This is a genomic window from Amycolatopsis sp. NPDC104587 (assembly GCF_055583645.1).
Genome location: NZ_JBVJNO010000003.1, coordinates 91,213 through 109,478, shown reverse-complemented (window position 1 = coordinate 109,478; position 18,266 = coordinate 91,213). Strand labels below are relative to the sequence as shown.

Genomic DNA, 18,266 nt, shown 5'->3' with positions numbered 1-18,266 from the left:
GATGACCGACCACGTCGACGTGCTGATCGTCGGCGCCGGGTTGTCCGGCGTCGGCGCGGCCCACCACCTGCGGACGGCGTTCCCGCGCCGGACGTACACGATCCTCGAGGCCCGCGACGCCATCGGCGGCACCTGGGACCTCTTCCGCTACCCCGGCGTGCGGTCCGACTCGGACATGCAGACGCTCGGGTACCGGTTCCGGCCGTGGACCAGCGAGAAGGCCATCGCGGACGGGCCGTCGATCCTGCAGTACGTGCGCGACACCGCCACCGAGGCCGGGATCGACCGGCACATCCGGTTCGGGCACAAGGTCGTCCGCGCCGAATGGTCAGGAGAGGACGCACTGTGGACGGTCGACGCCGTGCACGACGGCGAGCCCGTGACCCTCACCGCGAAGTTCCTCTACCTGTGCAGCGGCTACTACGACTACGCGGGTGGCCACACGCCGGAGTTCCCGGGGCTGGAGCGGTTCGGCGGCACCGTCGTGCACCCGCAGCACTGGCCCGAGGACCTCGACTACACCGGCAAGAAGGTCGTCGTGATCGGCAGCGGCGCGACCGCGGTCACGCTGGTCCCGGCGATGACCGACCGCGCGAAGCACGTGACGATGCTGCAGCGCTCCCCCACCTACATCCTTTCGCTGCCGTCGGAAGACGCGCTGGCCAACCGGCTGCGCGGCCTGCTGGGCGCGAAGCTGGCGTACCCGATCGCGCGCTGGAAGAACGTCGCCGTGAGCACGCTGATCTACCAGCTCAGCCGCCGCCGGCCCGGGGTGGTCAAGGCGATGATCCGCAAGGCGGCGATGAAGCAGCTGCCGCCGGGGTACGCCGTCGACACCCACTTCAAGCCGCGGTACCAGCCGTGGGACCAACGGCTCTGCCTGGTGCCGGACGGCGACCTCTTCCGCTCGATCAAGCGTGGTGACGCCTCGATCGTCACCGACCGGATCGCCGCCTTCACCGAGCGGGGAGTCCGCCTCGAATCGGGTGCCGAGCTCGAAGCCGACGTCGTCGTCACGGCCACCGGGCTGAAGCTGCTCGCGTTCGGCGGCATCGAGCTCGTGGTGGACGGCGAGCCGGTGAAGCTGCCGGAAACCATGGCGTACAAGGGGATGATGCTCAGCGGCGTGCCGAACTTCGTGTTCACGATCGGGTACACGAACGCGTCGTGGACGCTGAAGGCCGACCTCGTCGGCGAGTACTTCGTCCGGCTGCTGCGCCACCTCGACCGGCAGGGGTTCGACCAGTGCGTGCCGGTCAACGACGACCCGGCCGTCACCGAGCGGCCGCTGCTGGACTTCGACGCGGGGTACGTGCTGCGGTCGATCGACGAGTTCCCGAAGGCCGGTTCGCGGGCGCCGTGGACGCTCGGCATGAGCTACGCGCACGACGTCGTCAAGCTGCGGCACGGCCGGATCGACGACGGCGCGCTCCGGTTCTCGCGGCGGCGGGCGGGAGCGGGCAGACTGGGCGCATGACGCTCGCTCCCGACCCGGCCCGCTGACATGCACTCCGCGGGCCTGGTCCTGCACCCCCGCCGCGACTCCGCGGCCGCCGTCGACGCCGTGCTCGGCTGGGCGGGCAACCGGAACATCGAGATCCTCGGCATCGCCGACGAGATCGTCCGCCTCAACTGCGCGGCGGTCGGGGTGACCCCCGAGGAGCTCGGCCGCCGCTCCGACCTGGTGGTCAGCCTCGGCGGCGACGGCACGATGCTGCGCGCCATGCGGCTGGCCGACGGGCAGCGCGCGCCGGTGCTCGGGGTGAACCTCGGCAAGCTCGGCTTCCTCGCCGAGGTCGACGTCCCCGACCTGCCCGGCGCGCTCTCGGCCATCGACGACCACCAGTTCACGGTGGAGCCGCGGCTGGCCGTGGACGCCGTGCTGGAGGGCCGGAAGATCACGGCGTTCAACGACATCGCGGTGGTCCGCGTGCCCGGCGACGGCAGCGCGGTGGTCGCGGTGCGCGTCGGCGGCCAGCCGTTCGTGAGCTACTCGGCCGACGCGGTGGTCGTCGCGACCCCGACCGGCTCGACGGCCTACAGCTTCTCCGCGGGCGGCCCGATCACCAGTCCGGCGGTGGAGGCGCTGCTGGTCACGCCCGCGGCGCCGCACTCGGCGTACAGCCGCGGGGTGGTGCTGTCGGTGCACGACGAGGTGTCGCTGGAGATCCTGCCGACCAGCGGGCGGCTGGCGGTGGAGGTCGACGGCCAGGTCGCGGGGTACGTCTCCGCCGGCGACCGCCTCGACCTGCGCGGCCGGCCCAGCGCCGCCCGGGTCGTCCGGCTCGGGATGACGACGTTCTACCAGCGGGCGCGCCGCAAGCTGCGGCTGACGGACTCGGCGGAGATCCCGCAGGACGGCGAGCACTGAGGCCTGCGTCACATCTCGGCCGGGCTTCACGCTGGTCACGGAACGGTCACGGTAGCGTCCGCGGCTTGCGCCTGAACCAGCCGAGCCGTCCCGGAGTGTCTTAACGCATGCTGTGCCCTTCACCGGTCCGTCCCCGCCTCCGCGCCCGCCTGCTCGTGCCGGGCGCGCTGGCCGCGTTCGCCGTCGCCGTCGTCCTGCTCGTGGTTCTGCACCTCGACCGGAGCCTCGCGCCGCTCGACCCGGTCAGCTCGATGCTCAGCGACTACGCGCTGAGCCCGGGCCGTGGGTTGTGGGACGGCGCGCTGATCCTCACCAGCACCGGCTCGGCGCTGCTGCTGGTCGCGCTCTACCGCCGTGGCCTGCTGGCGAACCCGGCACTGGTGGCGGCGAAGGCGCTGTGGTGCGTGAGCCTGGTGGCGGTGGCCATCTTCGCGAAGGACCCCCAGGGCGGTGCGATCACGGCGACCGGCAAGATCCACCTGTACGCGTCGGCGGTGACGTGCCTGAGCCTGCCGATCGTCGGCTGGGCCCTGGGCCGCCGCCACCGCGACGACCCCCGCTGGCGCCGTTTCGCGTCCTGGTCGCGGCGGCTCGCCCTGGCCGCGATCCCGTTCTACCTGCCGTTCATCGTCCCGTTCGCGGTGAACGTCATCCTCGGCGGCCACCTGCCGACGGTGGCGACCGGGCTGGTGGAGCGGTTGATGATGGTGCTGGAGATCGCGTTGCTGGCGGTGCTGGGCCAGTGGGCGCACCGCGCTATGCGGCCTTCTCGAGCACCGCGCGACCGCCGCCTCCCCGGACGAGCACAACCCGCGGCGGCGTGACGTCGCCATGACCCATTCGCGACACTCAAGCCCCCAGCCCTTGGGCCCGGGAATTCGCTACGCCTGGGCCGAGGTCTGACCCGGCTGGTCCCGCGTCCGATGCAGCAACCAGTCCCGGTTCGTGCGGATCAGGGCGTACCGCACCGCACCAGCCCGGCCGTGCAGCGTGAACAGGATCCGCCTGTCCGTCCGGTCGTGCTCCTCCCACCAGCCGGTGTCCGCGATCTTCTTCGTGTCGTCCTCGAAGGCCAGGTGGTCGAGCGCGTGGTCCGGCACGGCGACCGCGAGCCGGTTGCCCTTCGTGTCCGGGGGCAGTCCGCGGGGCACCGCCCACGAGCGCAGCACGCCGTCCTCCTCCAGGCGGAGGTCGAAGTGGTGCCGGGGGCGCCAGTGCTCGTGCAGCACGAACGCCGGTCGCTCGCTCACTCCCCCACGATGCCAGACCAGGCGCCCTACCCGTTTTGGCGCCCGCAAAACCGTCCATCCGTGGACTTGACCGGTTCCAGAGAAGGGCGCACGGTGGGGAGTCATGAGCGATGCGGCGTCGAGTCTGCGGGCGGCGGGTCTGCGGGTCACCGCGCCCCGCCGGGCCGTGCTGAGCTGGCTGACCGAGCATCCTCATTCCACTGTGGACGCCATCGGCACCGGCGTCCGGGAACTGCTGGACTCCGTGTCCACCCAGGCGATCTACGACGTGCTGGGCGCGTGCACGGAAGCCGGCCTGGTCCGGCGGATCGAGCTGCCGGGCCACCCCGCCCGGTTCGAACGCCGGGCCGGGGACAACCACCACCACGTCGTGTGCCGGCGGTGCGGGCGGACCGAGGACGTCGACTGCGCGACCGGCGCCGCGCCCTGCCTCACCCCCGGCACCGCGCACGGCTTCACCATCGACGAGGCGGAAGTGGTGTTCTGGGGCATCTGCCCCGGGTGCGCCGCCCGCCCCGCGGAAAGAGGAACGTTGTGACACAGATCCGACCCGAACCGACCACCACCGACGCCGGCATCCCCGTCGAAAGCGACGAGCACTCCCTCACGATCGGTCCCGACGGCCCGATCCTGCTGCAGGACAACTACCTCATCGAGCAGATGGCGCAGTTCAACCGCGAACGCGTCCCCGAGCGCCAGCCGCACGCCAAGGGCAGCGGCGCGTTCGGGCGGTTCGAGGTGACCGGCGACGTCAGCGCGTACACCAAGGCGGCCGTCTTCCAACCGGGCGTGCAGACCGACCTGCTGGTCCGGTTCTCCACCGTCGCCGGCGAGCGGGGCAGCCCCGACACCTGGCGCGACCCGCGCGGTTTCGCGGTGAAGTTCTACACCACCGAAGGCAACTACGACATGGTCGGGAACAACACCCCGGTCTTCTTCATCCGCGATCCGTTGAAGTTCCAGCACTTCATCCGGTCGCAGAAGCGCCGCGCCGACAACAACCTGCGCGACCACGACATGCAGTGGGACTTCTGGACGCTGTCCCCGGAGTCGGCGCACCAGGTCACCTGGCTGATGGGCGACCGCGGCCTCCCGCGGACCTGGCGCCACATGAACGGCTACAGCTCGCACACCTACATGTGGGTCAACCAGGCGGGTGACCGCTTCTGGGTGAAGTACCACTTCAAGTCCGACCAGGGTGTCGAGTGCTTCACGCAGGACGAAGGCGACCAGATGGCGTCGGCCGACACCGACTACCACACGCGTGACCTCTACGAGGCGATCGAGCGCGGCGACCACCCGAGCTGGACGCTGAAGATGCAGGTCATGCCGTTCGAGGACGCCAAGACCTACCGGTTCAACCCGTTCGACCTGACGAAGGTGTGGCCGCACGCGGACTACCCGCTGATCGAGGTCGGCCGGATGACCCTCGACCGCAACCCGACCGACCACCACGCGGAGATCGAGCAGGCCGCGTTCGAGCCGAGCAACCTGGTGCCCGGCATCGGCGTGAGCCCGGACAAGATGCTGCTGGGCCGGCTGTTCTCCTACCCGGACGCGCATCGCTACCGCATCGGCGCGAACTACAAGCAGCTGCCGGTCAACGCCCCCGTCGCGCCCGTCCACAGTTACAGCAAGGACGGCGCGATGCGGTACACGAAGGTGTCCGACCCGGTCTACGCGCCGAACTCGAAGGGCGGCCCGCACGCCGACGTCGCCCGCTACGGGCAGCCGTCCGGCTGGCAGGCCGACGGAGAAATGGTCCGCACGGCGTACACGCTGCGCGAGGAGGACGACGACTTCGGGCAGGCCGGCACGATGGTCCGCGAGGTCCTGGACGACGACGCCCGCGGGCGGCTGGTCGACAACGTCGTGGGGCACCTGCTCAACGGCGTGAGCGAGCCCGTGCTGGCGCGGGCGTTCGACTACTGGCGCAACGTCGACAAGGACGTCGGCGACCGGATCGAGTCGGGCGTGCGCGCCAAGCAGGACGAGAAGGACCCGAAGGCCGCCGACCAGGGCAACCCGGCGCGGTCGAGCATGCAGCACAAGGCCTGAGGACTCGCGGCGGTCTCCGCTCCCGGGCGGGCGGAGACCGCCGCGGGCGTTCGGCTAGGTTGGCTTCCTCGGGGACCGATCAGGGAGGCCATGCTTGCGTTTTGCCGACGGGGTGCTGCCCGTCGCGGCCGCGGTGGCGCTGCTCGTGTTCGCCGTGCGCCTGGCGCACGAGCCGCGGCGGCTCGGCAACGCCGTGTGGCTCGGCGTCGCGCTTCTGCTTACCGGGTTGTGGCTGTTGCGCCAGGCGTTGCACCTGGACTGGCTGACACCGGTCGTGCTCGGGGTGATCGCCCTGGTCGCGCTGGCGCTACCGGTCGCCCTGCTCGTCAACGGCGCCCAGATGTGGCGCCGCGAAGGCCGTTCCACCGGGAATCTGCTCTCGCTGGCGCTCGGTGCCGGGATGATCCTCCTCGAGGCGCTGCTCTTCGTCCCGCTCGGCCGGTGGGGCGCGGCGGCCGTGGCCATCGCGGCGGTGCTCGCCGGGTACTTCGGGTTCCTGTTCTTCTCGCTCCTGGTCTATTCGGTGCTGTACAGCCGGCTCGGCCGGCGCGGTGGCTTGGACGCCGTCATCGTGCTCGGCTCCGGGCTCGCCGGGGACGAGGTGCCGCCGCTGCTCGCCGGCCGGCTCGAGCGCGCGCTCCGGCTCTACACCCGGGAGTCCACCCCGCCGTTGCTGGTGGTGTCCGGCGGGCGGGGGCCGGACGAGAAGGTGACCGAAGCCGAGGCGATGCACGCCTACCTGCGCGAGCGCGGGGTGCCGGACGACCGGATCCGCCGCGAAGACCGGGCGCGCACCACCGAGGAGAACCTCCGGTTCTCGGCCGCGCTCCTCCCGGACGACGCACGCCGGGTGGTCGCGGTGACCAGCAACTACCACGTGTTCCGCGCGGCGGTCGAGTGCCGCCGCCTGCACCTGCCGTTCCACGCGGTCGGCTCCCCGACGGCCCGGTACTTCCTGCCGAGCGCGCTGCTGCGGGAGTTCGCGGCGCTGATCCTGCACTACCGCCGCACGACGATCGCCGCGTGCGTCGTGGTCGTGGCGGCCGGGGTGCTGCTCACGCTCTGATCTCCCGCAGCACACCGCACGCCCGCGCCACACCGTCCTCGGCCCGCAGCCGCGCGCCGACGTACTGCGCGCCCCGGCGGAAGAGCGGGTTGCCGGTGAGCTCGCGCAGCCGGGCGGTCAGCACGTCGACGTCCAGCTGCTCGAGGGGCAGCGGCCGCGGCCCGGCGCTGAGCCGGGAGACCCGGTCGCCCCAGTACGGCTGGTCGGAGAAGACCGGGCAGACGAGCGCCGGCACCCCCGCGCGCAACGCGGCGGCGGTGGTTCCGGCGCCGCCGTGGTGCACGACCGCCGCGGTGCGCGGGAACAGCCAGGAGTGCGGGACGTCGGTGACGGTGAGGATGTCGTCGGAGTCCTCTCCCGCGATGCCGAGCAGGCCGCGCAGCCCGGCTCGCCGCAGAGCTTCCCGGACGGTCCCGGCGGCACCCCCGGATTCCATGCTGCCGAAGCCGACGTAGACCGGCGGTGGCCCGGCGGCGAGGAAGTCGCGCAGCCGCGGGTCCGGGCGCCAGCCGTCGTCGGCGTCGAGGAACCAATAGCCGGTGAGGTGCACTCGTGGGGGCCAGTCGGGCGGGCGCGGCACCACGGCGTCGGAGAATCCGCAGAGCACGGGCCCGTTCCGCCGGGGCCCGCGACGGCCGGTAGCGGGAATGCCGAGGGTGGCCGTGCGCCAGCGGTCGATCTCGGGGCGCAGGAGCTGCCAAGCCAGGGTGTCGACCGCGGTGAAGCTCAGCTGCCGTCCCCACGGGCCGAGGTGGCGGGCGCGGGGCAGCAGGGGGTGGGCGAAGGCGCGCGTCGGGATGCCGGGCTGGTAGTGGAGTTCGACGTTGGGGACGTCGAGGTGCGTGCCGAGGAAGCCGAGGGTCGGGGCGAGGACGAGGTCGGCGTCTTTCGTGCCGGTGTGGACGTCGGCGAGGAGGCGGTCGAGGAGCGGGGTGAGGACTTCCCGGAGGCCGGAGAGGAACTTGAGCGGGTTGCGTCCGGCGGTCCAGGCGCGGCCCGCGGCCGAGCCGAGGATTTCGCCGGGATCGGCGGAGAGGGGCGCGAAGGCGAGGCCGTGCGTGGTGACGAGGGACCGAAACCGTTCGGCGGCGAGGATCCGGACGCGGTCGTCATCGGCGGTGATCCCCCGGCCGAGCGCGACGCAGGGTTGGACATCACCGCGCGATCCGGGCGCGAGGATCACCACGAGTCGGCTCATCGCCTGGCCGCCGTCAGGCGGTACCGGAGCCGGAACGGCAGGCCGGCCAGCACCGCCGCCACCCGCGCGTCCCCTCCCACCAGGTACCTCGGCGCCGGGCGGCGGGCCGTCAACGCGCGGACCACCACCTGGGCCGCCCGTCGCGGCGGCACTCCCGTCCTGGCCGACCGCGCCGCGCTGTGTTCCGCTGCCGCCAACTGCGCGCCATACCGCTCGAGCCCCGCCGGTGGCAGCGACGACCGGACCTCCTCGGCCGCCGCCTGGGCGCGGGGCCAGATGGCCGTCGCCACCGCGCCCGGCTCGACCAGGACCACCTCGATCCCCTCCGGCGCCAGCTCGGCCCGGAGGCTGTCGGTCAACCCCACCAGCGCGAACTTCGACGTGTGGTACGGCCCGATCATCGGCCCCGCGATGCGGCCGCCGATCGAGCCGACCGTCACCACGCGCGCCGTCGAGGCGATCCGCAGCGCCGGGAGCATCGCGCGGGTCACCGCGAGCTGCCCGGTGACGTTCACGTCCAGCTGCTCGCGGAACGCCTCCAGCGGCACGTACTCCAGCGGCCCTGGCCGGGCCAGGCCCGCATTGTTCACCAGGCCCCGCAGCGGGCCGCCGGCCGTGACGCGCCGGCCGCACTCCTCGATCGACGCCGCGTCGCGCAAGTCCATCCGCAGCACCGTGACCGCCTCGCCGTAGGCGCGTTCGAGCTCCTTCTCGTCGCCGTCGGTGCGGACGCTCGCCCACACGTGCGCGCCGCGGCGGACCAGCTCCGCCACGCACGCGCGGCCGATCCCGCTCGACGCGCCCGTGACCACATAGGACGCCTTCACGATGCCAGCACCTGCAGCATCCGCGGCCACGTCTTGTGCAGCTGCTCCTGCCAGTACGCCCACTGGTGGGTGCCCGGCCCGTAGAGGTCCACCGTCGCCGGGACGCCGAGCGCGCGCAGCCGGCCGGCCATCGCCGTGGTCTGGCCGCCGCACAGGAACTCCAGCAGCATCGCGCCCGGCAGGACGTCGATCGGGAGCTTCGAGTCGAGCGGCCCCGGCAGGCCGTTGCCCGCCGACAGGTAGAGCTCGGTCCCCCGCAGGCGCTCGGCGTTCACCAGCGGGTCGTGGGCGTCCCAGCGCGCGGATTCCCGTCGCCGGTCGCCCCAGAGCGCCTCCGGGTCGAGGTGCGCCGAGCTGACGATCGCGTCGGTCAGCAGCTCCCCCGTCGGGCCGGTGGGGTTGAGGTTCCCGCTGTAGGACGCCGCGTAGCGGAACACGCCGGGGCGGCGCGCGGCCAGTTCGATCGCGCCGTAACCGCCGAGCGAAAGACCGGCCGCTGCCCGCCGGCCGTCCCCGCGGTAGCCGCGGTCGATCAGCTGGGGCAGCTCGCCGGCCGTGAACGTCTCCCACTGGTTGAGCGCGATGTCCTTGCCGTAGTTCCACCAGTCGCTGAAGAACCCCGCCGGCCCGGCGCCCGGCATGACGACCAGGACACCGGCGTTGTCGGCCAGCGCCCGGATGTCGGTGTTGGCGCTCCAGCCGCGGTAGTCCTGCAGGCGGGTCTCCCCGGCGAGCAGGTACACCGCCGCCCACTTCCGGTCCGGCTCGGCCGCCCAGTCCCGCGGCAGGATCAGCCGGACCATCGTGTAGGCGCCGACGCCGGTCGAGCGCACGGTCAGGTCGAGCACCCGCGGGTCACCCTCCACAGTGGACTCCGCGACGACGTGCGAGCCGTCGTCGGCCCGGGCGTCCGGGACGCCGGTCGCGGCCCGCGCCGGCGCCACCGGCACCACCAAGGCCACCGTGGCCACCACCGCGGCCGCGCCGAGCCACCTCCCAGATATGCGCATACGCATTCCTTTCCCCGGTCGGTCGATCGAATTCTGAAAAGTGACGGCGATCACGCGGAAACCGCGTCGGATGCGCGGTCAACCTAGAGGAAGAACGGCTCGCTTGGCAATTGTCCGGTCGTCGATCTCACCGGACAATGTGAAGCGCAGGCAAACAAAACCACGCTTCTCCTCCCCCGTCGGGGTGAGGGTACGGTCACCGACCGTCACCAGAGTCGGACGGCCGTGCCACATCCCCGCACCAAACTCGCCAGTAACTTGAAAATCAGCAGGTCACCCCCTGTACACGAAGACCGTTTACGTTTTCTTGACGGGCTTCCGGTAACCGATTTCCTGTCGTAGCCTTCCCCTGCCGCCGGGCTCGGACCCCGTTGACCCGTCCCCCGGCGAGGTCCCAACGCGGGGACCGCGAACCCCCTCGAGAACACTCCCCGAAAGGGCTTTTCATGCCTGCCCGAATTCGCTTTCCCCCGGTCCGCGCCGCCGCTCTCCTGGTCGCCGCGGCCGCCGCGACCACCATTTCCGGGGCCGCCGGAAAACCGGCCGTCCCGCCCGCCGCGCTGCTGCCCGCCGAGTCGGTCCCCGGGAGCGGCCCGCGTGCTGTCTTCGACCTCGCCGCCACCGCACGAGCGGCGCCGGAGCCGCAAGACGGGTGCGCGAACGTGACGCACGGACGGCTGCTCGGCCCCGGAACCACGACCGGGCAGGGCTTCCAGGCCGCGGTGCCCGGCGGCCAGGTGTCCGAGCTCGTCGCCCGCACCCCCGAACCGCCCGACTTCGCCGCCTGGACCGCGCAGGTCCGCCGGTGCGCGCAGGTCACCGTCGACGACCAGGACCTCCCCACGGTCTCGACCCTCACCCTGCGCCCCGCGCCCGCCGTCCCCGGCGCGGAAACCCTTTCCTACCAGCAGGTCCTAACCCTTCCCGGCCAGCAGGCCGGGCTGCCGGGACTCCGTCTGCGCACCGTCGCCATCGCCGCCGGCACCGTGCTCGTCCTGCTCCGCGACGCCGGAGCGACCGATGTCGACCTCGACGCCCTGGCCGTCGCCGCGTGGCAGCACGCGCTCCCGCGGCTGGGTCGCTGACCCCGTTGAACCAAGAGGAGAACCCGATGTCCCTGGAGCACACCGGCGGCGACACCCTGACCGCCTGCCTGCGGCACTGGGCGGCCGCGAAGCCCGACGAAGCCGCGCTCACGTTCGCCGACTTCAGCACCGAACGCGACGGGCGGCGGCGCACCCTCACCTGGCGGCAGCTGGCCGACCGCGTCGACTCCGCCGCGGCCGCGCTCCCGGTGCGTCCCGGCGACCGGGTCGCGGTCCTCTGCCCGCAGGGCCCGGACTACGTCGTCGGCTTCCTCGCCGCGGTCACCGCGGGCGCGATCGCGGTGCCGCTGTTCGACCCGGGCCTGCCCGGCCACGCGGGACGGCTCGCCGCGGTGCTCGCCGACTGCACTCCCGCCGCGGTCGTCACGACGACAGCCGTCCAGGCCGCGGTCGAGGAGTTCGTCGACGTCCCGGTCGTCGCCGCCGATCGCCCGGGCCCCGCCCAGTCCTGGCCGGCGCCGGCAGCGGCCCCGGGCGACGTCGCGTACCTGCAGTACACCTCGGGGTCGACGCGAAGCCCGGCCGGCGTGGTGCTCACCCACACGAACGTGCTCGGCAACGTCGGCCAGGTCGTGCGCGGGCTCGGGCTCGACCCGGCCGCGGCCACGACGGTGTCGTGGCTGCCGCTGTTCCACGACATGGGCCTCGTCCTCGGTCTGGTCACGCCGCTGGCGCTGGGCCTGCGGTCGGTGCTGATGGACCCGCTCGCGTTCATCGAACGGCCCGTCCGCTGGCTGGAGCTGCTCGGCGACCACGCCGGCGCCTGGAGCGCCGCGCCGAACTTCGCCTTCCACTACTGCGCCACCCGCGTGCGGGAGGCCGACCGGGCCCGGCTGCGGCTCGGGCGGGTCGCCGCGATCGTCAACGGCGCCGAGCCGATCAACCCGGACGTCCTCGACCGCTTCCACACCGCGTTCGCCGCCGCCGGGTACCGGCCGGAGATGACGCGGCCCGCGTACGGCCTGGCCGAGGCGACCGTCTTCGTCACCACCGGCCCCGCCGCGCCCCCGCGCGTCACGACCTTCGACCGGGACGCCCTCTCCACCGGCACCGCGCGCCCGGCCGGCGACGGCGTCCGGCTGGTCGCCTGCGGGGTTCCGGCCGGTCAGGACGTCGCCCTGGTCGACCCGCACACCGCCGTCGTGGTCCCCGACGGATCGGTCGGCGAGATCTGGGTGCACGGCCCGAACGTCGGCGAAGGCTACTGGCGGAAACCCCTCGAGAGCACCGAAACCTTCGGCGCCCGGCCGGCCGGCGGGCTGCCCGAGGGGCCGTGGCTGCGCACCGGCGACCTCGGCCTCCGCCACGACGGGGAGCTCTACATCGCGGGCCGCATCAAGGACCTGATCATCGTCGACGGCCGCAACCACTACCCGCAGGACGTCGAGGCGACCGCCGCGGCCGCCCACGGCGCGATCCGCCCCGGCAGCACCGCCGCGTTCGCGGTCGGCGGCGCCGACACCGAGTCGGTCGTCGTGGTCGCCGAGCACCGCGCCCACGAAGAGCTGAGCGAGCAGGCGGAACGCGACCTCGTCACCACGATCCGGCGGCTCGTCGCCGACGCGCACGGTCTCGCGCTGCGTGCCGTCCTGCTCGTCCCGGCCGGCCGGGTGCCGCGCACCTCCAGCGGCAAGATCGCGCGCGCCGCCTGTCGCGACCGCTACCTCGCCGGTGACTACGGAAAGGCCCTGGCGCGATGAGAAACGACCCCACCCTCCGCCGGCGGCTGCTCGACCTGTTCGCCGAGCACCTCGGCGCCGACGTCGAGCCCGACCGCCCGCTCGCCGACTACGGCCTGTCCTCCCGTCAGGCCGTCGGGATCACCGCGGACCTCGAAGAGCTGCTGGGCGCCCGGCTCCCCGCGACCCTGCTGTGGGAGAACCCGACCGTCGACCACCTCGCCCGCAGCCTCACCCCGGACGACGAGCCCGTACCCGAAACCCGGGCCACGGACCGCCGCCGGACCGACCCGGTCGCCGTGGTCGGCCTCGGCTGCCGCTGGCCCGGCGCCGACGGGCTCGTGGAGTTCTGGGAGCTGCTGCACAGCGGACGGGACGCCGTCCGGACCGCGCCGCCGGGTCGCTGGCACCGCGACGCGGCGCCGGTCGTCGGCGGGTTCCTCGACGACGTCGCCGGGTTCGACGCCGAGCACTTCGGCGTCACCCCGCGCGAAGCCGCGACGATGGATCCCCAGCAGCGCATGCTCCTCGAAGTGACCTGGGCGGCGCTGGAGCACGCCGGGATCGCGCCGGCGTCGCTGCGTGGCAGCCGCACCGGTGTCTACACGGGAATCGCCACGCACGACTACGGCCACCTGACCATGGCCGGTGCCGAGCCCGACCTGGCGACGGCGACCGGCGCGGCGGGCAGCATCGCATCCAACCGGCTCTCGTACTTCTACGACCTGCGCGGGCCGAGCATGGCCGTCGACACCGCGTGCTCGTCTTCGCTGGTCGCGGTGCACCACGCCGTGCGGGCGCTGCGCGACGGCGAAGCGGACCTGGCGCTCGCCGCCGGGGTGAACCTCATGCTGCTGCCCGGGCCGACCGCCGCGTTCGCCGCCGCCGGGCTGCTGGCGGACGACGGCCGGTGCAAGACCTTCTCGGCCGGCGCGGACGGCATCGCGCGGGCCGAAGGCTGCGGGGTCGTGGTGCTCAAGCGGCTCGCGGACGCCGAAGTCGACGGTGACCGCGTGCTCGCGGTGATCCGCTCCTCCGCAGTCAACTCCGACGGCCGCTCGAACGGCCTCGCCGCGCCCAACCCCGTGGCCCAGCAAGCGATGCTGCGGGACGCCTACCGCGGCGCCGGGCTCAATCCATCCACTGTGGACTACGTCGAGGCGCACGGCACCGGCACCTTGCTCGGCGACCCGATCGAGGCCGGCGCGCTCGGCGCGGTGCTGGGCGCGGGCCGCGACGCGGACGCGCCCCTGCTGGTCGGCTCGGTGAAGACGAACATCGCGCACGCCGAAGCCGCGGCCGGGATCGCCGGGCTGATCAAGGTCGTCCTGGCGATGACCCACGACGAGCTGCCGCCGCAGCTGCACTTCACCACGCCGAACCCGCACATCCCGTTCGACGAGCTGCGGCTGCGCGTGGTCACCGAGCCGACACCGTGGCCGCGGCACAGCGGGCGGGCCACCGCCGGCGTGTCCGCCTTCGGCTTCGGCGGAACCAATGCGCACGTCGTCGTCGAGCAGGACGCGCTCCCGGCCGCTCCCCCGGAAGCTGCCGGCGTCCGGATCGGGCTGCTGTCCGCCCGCACCCGCGACCGGCTCGCCGAGCGGGCGACGCAGCTGGCGGACTGGCTGGACTCCCCCGCGGCCGCCTCTCTCGCCGACGTCACGCACACGCTCTTCCGGCGGGACAACGGTGGCCGGCACCGCGCCGCGGTGGTCGCCGGGGACCGGGCCGAGCTGGCGACGCTGCTGCGGGCCGTCGGCGCCGGCGCCGACCCGTTGCCGGCAGGCGCGGCGACCGGGAGCGCGAATCCCGGCGAGGGCCCGGTTTTTGTGTTCTCCGGGCACGGTTCGCAGTGGCCGGGGATGGGCCGCGGCCTGCTGGCCGCCGAACCGGCGTTCGCCGCGCAGGTCGACAAGCTCGGCGACCCGTTCACCGAGCACACCGGGCGGTCGTTGCGTGCGCTGCTCGGCTCCGCCGGCCCGTTCTCGCTGGCCGAAACGCAGCTGGCGATCTTCGGGACGCAGGTCGCGCTGGCCGCCCGGTGGGAGGCGCTCGGCGTCCGGCCCGCCGCGGTCCTCGGGCATTCGCTCGGGTCGGCGGCCGCGGCCGTCGTGAGCGGGGTGCTGACCGCCGACGAGGCCGTCCACCTGGTCGCGACCCGCGCGCGGCTGCTGGGCACGGTCCGGCCGGGCGGCGCGATGGCCGCCGTCGAGCTGACGGCCGAAGAGCTCGCCGCGTACCCGGGGGTCGAGCTGGCCGTCGACTCCGCACCGGGGCAGCTGACCGTGGCCGCGGACGCCGACGTGCTGGACCGGCTCGTCACGGAGCTGGAAGCCGCCGGCCGGACGGCGAGGCGGCTCCCGGTGGCGGTGGCCGGGCACTCGGCCGGCGTCGAACCGGTCCTCGGCGACCTGCGGCACGCCTTGGCCGAGCTGGGCGGGCGGCGGCCGCTGGTGCCCTGGTACGACACGGTCCTGACCGACCCGCGGGAGCTGCCGGACTTCGACGCGCGGTACTGGGCAGCGCACCTGCGGCGGCCGGTGCGGTTCCGCCAAGCCGTGACGGCGGCGGCCGCGGACGGGCACCGCGTGTTCGTCGAGGTGTCCCCGCACCCGATCCTGCGGGGTTCGGTGGCCCGGACGCTGGCGGCCGCCGGAGTGGCGGACGCGGTGGTGACGGGGACGGTGCGCCGCGGCCAGGACGAGGTCCGCGCGTTCGGCGCGGCCGCCGCGACGGTGTACTGCGCGGGGATCGGGCTGAGTCTCACGGACCCCGACGACGGGGCGCGGCTCACCGACGTCCCGCCGATGCCCTGGCGGCACGAACGGTTCTGGTACACCGATCCCGAGCCGGCCCCCGCTCGCCGGGGTCCGGCGAGTGCGGCGCCTCGCGCCGCCGGTGGTGACCGGCTCACCGAGATCGTCGCCGCGATCATGGGCCTGTCCCCCGACCGGCTCGACGCCGACGTCCCGCTCGTCGAGCTCGGGCTGGACTCCCTGATGGCGAACCGGATCCGCGAGGCCGTCCGGCGTGAGCTCGGCGCCGAACCCGACGCCGCCGCCGTCCTGCGCGGCGCCACCCTCGCCGACCTCAACCGCGATCTCGCGCCGCGCGAAGACGAGACTCCGCGACCGGCCCGCGGCCGCGCGTGGGACGCCGCCGACCGGCTCGTCCTGCGGCTGTGGCGGGACCACACCGGCGCCGACGCGAGCGGCACGCACGTCCGGCTGTCCGGCGCCGCCCGGCCGGAGCCGCTCGCCCGGCTGCTCGCGGACGGGCTCACCACCGAGCTCGACACCCCCGTCGACCCGGCCGAGCTGCTGCGGCACGACTCCCTCGCGACCATCGCCGACGTCGCGCGCGCCGTCCTGGACACGCGGGAAGAACGCGGGCCCGTGCACCTGCTCTCGCCGGGTGACGCCGGGACCCCGCCGCTGCTGCTGTTCCACCCCGGCGGCAGCACCTGCACGGTCTACCGGCCGCTGCTGGACCGGCTGCCCGGCGGCGTGCCGTGCGTCGGCTTCGAACGGGTGCCCGGCACGAGCGTCGAAGAGCGCGTCGACCGCCTGCTCCCGCTGGTGCGGGCACGGCAGCCCCACGGGCCGTATCGCCTGGCCGGCTGGTCGTTCGGCGGCGCGCTCGCCTACGGCGTCGCCGCGCGGCTCGCAGACGAAGGCGCCGAGGTCGAGCTCGTGGCGCTCGTCGACACCATGCTGCCGCTGCCGGAACCGGACCTCGACCCGCGGGCGTCGTCGGCCCGGCGGTTCCTGCGGTTCACCGGCTACGTCGAAGGCACCTACGGCCGGCCCGTCGCCCTCGGCCACGACGAGCTCGCGCCGCTGCCCGAAGAGGAGCAGATCGAGCTCACCATGCGCCGCGTCGCCGAAGCCGGGCTGCTGAGCCCGGGGGTGCTGCGGCACCAGCGTCAGTCCTTTCTGGACACTCTGGCCGCCGAACGCGGGACGCCCCGGCGCTACGACGGCCGGGTCGTCCTCTACCGGGCCACCGAGCCGTACGCCGCCGGGCTGGCGATGGAGCCGCGGTACTCCCGTACGGACCTCGCCGCCGGCTGGGCGGACCTGTGCCCGCGGCTGGAGATCGTGCCCGTCGCCGCGCACCACCTCTCAGTGGTCGACCCGCCGCACGTCGACGTCGTCGCGCGGCACCTGGCGGGCCTGCTGTGGCCGTGACCCTGGTCCGGGCCTGGCCGCTGCTGGCCGTGCTCGGCGCGGGGCTGCTGCTGGTCGCGGTCGACGCGACCGTGCTGCACGTCGCGCTGCCCGACGTCGTCCGGCAGCTGCGGCCCGATGCCGCCGCCCAGGTGTGGATCGTGGCGATCTACCCGCTGACGGCGGCGCCGCTGCTGCTGCCGTTCGCCACCCTCGGCGACCGCTTCGGGCGGCGGCGGGTGCTGGTCACCGGCTACGTCGTGTTCGGGCTGGCGTCCCTCGGCTGCGCGCTCGCCCCCGGCGTCCCGGCGCTGCTCGCCGCGCGGGCGGCGCTCGGCTGCGGCGGCGCGATGATCATGCCGGTGACGATGTCGCTGCTGCGGGAGCTGTTCCCCGAGCGGCGGCAGCGGCGCACCGCGATCGCGGTGTGCAGCGGCATCGCCGGCGCCGGCTCGGTGTTCGGGCCGGTGCTCGGCGGGGTCCTCGTCGAGGCGTGGGGCTGGCGGGCGACGTTCCTGGTCAACCCGCCGGTGATCCTGGCCGCGGTGGTGGCGGCGCTGCGGTGGCTGCCGCGGACACCACCGGGGCCGGGCCGGTGGGACGCGCTCAGCGCCGCGCTCGCCGCCGGCGGGGTGCTGGGGGTCGCGTCCGCCATCGGGCCGTCGGGGGGCGGCTTCGCGGCGGGCGCGGCCGGGTGTCTCCTGCTCGGCCTGTTCGTCCGGCGGCAACGCCGGTCGCCGGAGCCGTTGCTGGACCTCGGGCTGTTCCGGCGGCCGGGTGTGCCGGGCGCGGTCGGCGGAGTGCTGCTGGTGATGAGCACGCTGGTCGGGCTGGGGTTGCTGCTCGCCCAGTACCTGCAGGTGGTGCTCGGCCTCTCCCCGACGGCCGCGGCGGCGCGGCTGCTGCTGGTGCTCGGGGCGTCGGCGGCCGGGAGCGTGGTGGCTCCGGGCCTGCTCGCACGGTTCGGCAACGTCCGGGTCCGGACGGCGGGGTTCGCGGTGGCGGCGCTGGCGTTGCTGATCCCGGCCGCGGGGGCGTCGAGCTCGCCGTGGTGGCTGGGCGGCGCGCTGGTGGGTTCGGGGTTCGGCATGGCGCTCGCGCTGACGTCGAGCACGGACACGCTCCTGTCGGCGGCCCAGGCGGACAGCGCGGGTGGCGCGGCGGCGGTCGAGAAGACGGGCTACGAGCTGGGAGCCGGTCTGGGGACAACGGTGTTCGGTTCCCTGGCGGCGGCGGTGTACGCGGCGCGGCTGGTGGTCCCGCCAGGGGTGCCTTTGGAAGCTGCCCGGCTCGCAGCGGCGGGTCCGGCGCAGGCGGAGACGGCGGCACGAGGGTTGGCGGCGGCGGACGAGCTGCTGGCGGCGGCGCGGGCGGCTTGCGCGGATGGGGTGCAGGTGGCGGCGGGAGTCGCTTGTGGACTGTTCGCGGTCGCTGCGGTGGTGTCGTTTTTGTGCCGGGGCAGGGCGATCTGACTCACAGCTCGCCGGACCCGCCTCGCCATTTCGCCGGTCGAGCTGCGGTCTTGGGCG

The 18,266-nt window shown here is 74.0% G+C and carries 14 protein-coding genes; 10 read left to right on the top strand and 4 right to left on the bottom strand.

The window, feature by feature from the left end; genetic code table 11:
- Position 1: 1 nt before the first annotated feature.
- From ACZ61C_RS08635 to ACZ61C_RS08625, 3 genes are all read left to right on the top strand, one after another.
- Complete coding sequence (locus tag ACZ61C_RS08635) at positions 2–1,477, top strand: flavin-containing monooxygenase (RefSeq protein ID WP_465304415.1); 1,476 nt, start codon at positions 2–4, stop codon at positions 1,475–1,477.
- Between the two features lie 27 nt (positions 1,478–1,504).
- The gene (locus ACZ61C_RS08630) at positions 1,505–2,371 is read left to right on the top strand and encodes an NAD(+)/NADH kinase (protein WP_465304413.1); all 867 of its coding nucleotides are present in this window, start codon (positions 1,505–1,507) and stop codon (positions 2,369–2,371) included.
- A gap of 107 nt (positions 2,372–2,478) precedes the next feature.
- Positions 2,479–3,195, top strand: coding sequence for a DUF998 domain-containing protein (locus ACZ61C_RS08625; RefSeq protein ID WP_465304411.1), 717 nt, complete (start codon positions 2,479–2,481; stop codon positions 3,193–3,195).
- A 57-nt stretch (positions 3,196–3,252) separates the two neighbouring features.
- Here ACZ61C_RS08625 and ACZ61C_RS08620 read toward each other — a convergent pair whose 3' ends face one another.
- The gene (locus tag ACZ61C_RS08620; RefSeq protein WP_465304409.1) at positions 3,253–3,621 is read right to left on the bottom strand and encodes a DNA polymerase ligase N-terminal domain-containing protein; all 369 of its coding nucleotides are present in this window, start codon (positions 3,619–3,621) and stop codon (positions 3,253–3,255) included.
- Between the two features lie 103 nt (positions 3,622–3,724).
- Between ACZ61C_RS08620 and ACZ61C_RS08615 the strand changes: the two genes are divergently transcribed.
- The 3 genes from ACZ61C_RS08615 to ACZ61C_RS08605 all read left to right on the top strand — a co-directional run bounded on the left by ACZ61C_RS08615 (position 3,725) and on the right by ACZ61C_RS08605 (position 6,745).
- A complete protein-coding gene (locus ACZ61C_RS08615; protein ID WP_465304407.1) occupies positions 3,725–4,159 on the top strand; it encodes a Fur family transcriptional regulator in 435 nt (144 codons plus the stop codon).
- Positions 4,156–5,679, top strand: coding sequence for a catalase (locus tag ACZ61C_RS08610; protein ID WP_465304405.1), 1,524 nt, complete (start codon positions 4,156–4,158; stop codon positions 5,677–5,679). The genes ACZ61C_RS08615 and ACZ61C_RS08610 overlap by 4 nt, the downstream gene beginning before the upstream one ends.
- A 94-nt stretch (positions 5,680–5,773) precedes the next feature.
- Positions 5,774–6,745: a YdcF family protein gene (locus ACZ61C_RS08605; protein ID WP_465304403.1), complete on the top strand. Its 972-nt coding sequence runs from the start codon at positions 5,774–5,776 to the stop codon at positions 6,743–6,745.
- On the opposite strand, the gene ACZ61C_RS08600 is transcribed toward ACZ61C_RS08605, so the two are convergent.
- From ACZ61C_RS08600 to ACZ61C_RS08590, 3 genes are read right to left on the bottom strand one after another with little or no spacing between them, the layout of a single operon-like run.
- On the bottom strand, positions 6,735–7,943 hold the full coding sequence (locus ACZ61C_RS08600; RefSeq protein WP_465304401.1) for a glycosyltransferase: 1,209 nt from the start codon (positions 7,941–7,943) through the stop codon (positions 6,735–6,737). The two genes, ACZ61C_RS08605 and ACZ61C_RS08600, sit on opposite strands and share 11 nt — an antisense overlap.
- A complete protein-coding gene (locus tag ACZ61C_RS08595) occupies positions 7,940–8,770 on the bottom strand; it encodes an SDR family NAD(P)-dependent oxidoreductase (protein ID WP_465304399.1) in 831 nt (276 codons plus the stop codon). Before ACZ61C_RS08595 ends, ACZ61C_RS08600 begins: the two co-directional genes overlap by 4 nt.
- Positions 8,767–9,780 carry an alpha/beta hydrolase gene (locus ACZ61C_RS08590; RefSeq protein WP_465304397.1) on the bottom strand — a complete coding sequence of 338 codons (1,014 nt, stop codon included), beginning with the start codon at positions 9,778–9,780 and terminating at the stop codon, positions 8,767–8,769. The genes ACZ61C_RS08595 and ACZ61C_RS08590 overlap by 4 nt, the downstream gene beginning before the upstream one ends.
- Positions 9,781–10,226: 446 nt before the next feature.
- On the opposite strand from ACZ61C_RS08590, the gene ACZ61C_RS08585 reads away from it, so the two are divergent.
- From ACZ61C_RS08585 to ACZ61C_RS08570, 4 genes are read left to right on the top strand one after another with little or no spacing between them, the layout of a single operon-like run.
- On the top strand, positions 10,227–10,865 hold the full coding sequence (locus ACZ61C_RS08585; RefSeq protein ID WP_465304395.1) for a hypothetical protein: 639 nt from the start codon (positions 10,227–10,229) through the stop codon (positions 10,863–10,865).
- A 26-nt stretch (positions 10,866–10,891) separates the two neighbouring features.
- A complete protein-coding gene (locus ACZ61C_RS08580) occupies positions 10,892–12,586 on the top strand; it encodes a fatty acyl-AMP ligase (protein ID WP_465304393.1) in 1,695 nt (564 codons plus the stop codon).
- Positions 12,583–16,758: a beta-ketoacyl synthase N-terminal-like domain-containing protein gene (locus tag ACZ61C_RS08575; RefSeq protein WP_465304391.1), complete on the top strand. Its 4,176-nt coding sequence runs from the start codon at positions 12,583–12,585 to the stop codon at positions 16,756–16,758. The genes ACZ61C_RS08580 and ACZ61C_RS08575 overlap by 4 nt, the downstream gene beginning before the upstream one ends.
- On the top strand, positions 16,755–18,209 hold the full coding sequence (locus ACZ61C_RS08570) for an MFS transporter (RefSeq protein ID WP_465304389.1): 1,455 nt from the start codon (positions 16,755–16,757) through the stop codon (positions 18,207–18,209). The genes ACZ61C_RS08575 and ACZ61C_RS08570 overlap by 4 nt, the downstream gene beginning before the upstream one ends.
- The last annotated feature ends 57 nt before the right edge of the window (positions 18,210–18,266 follow it).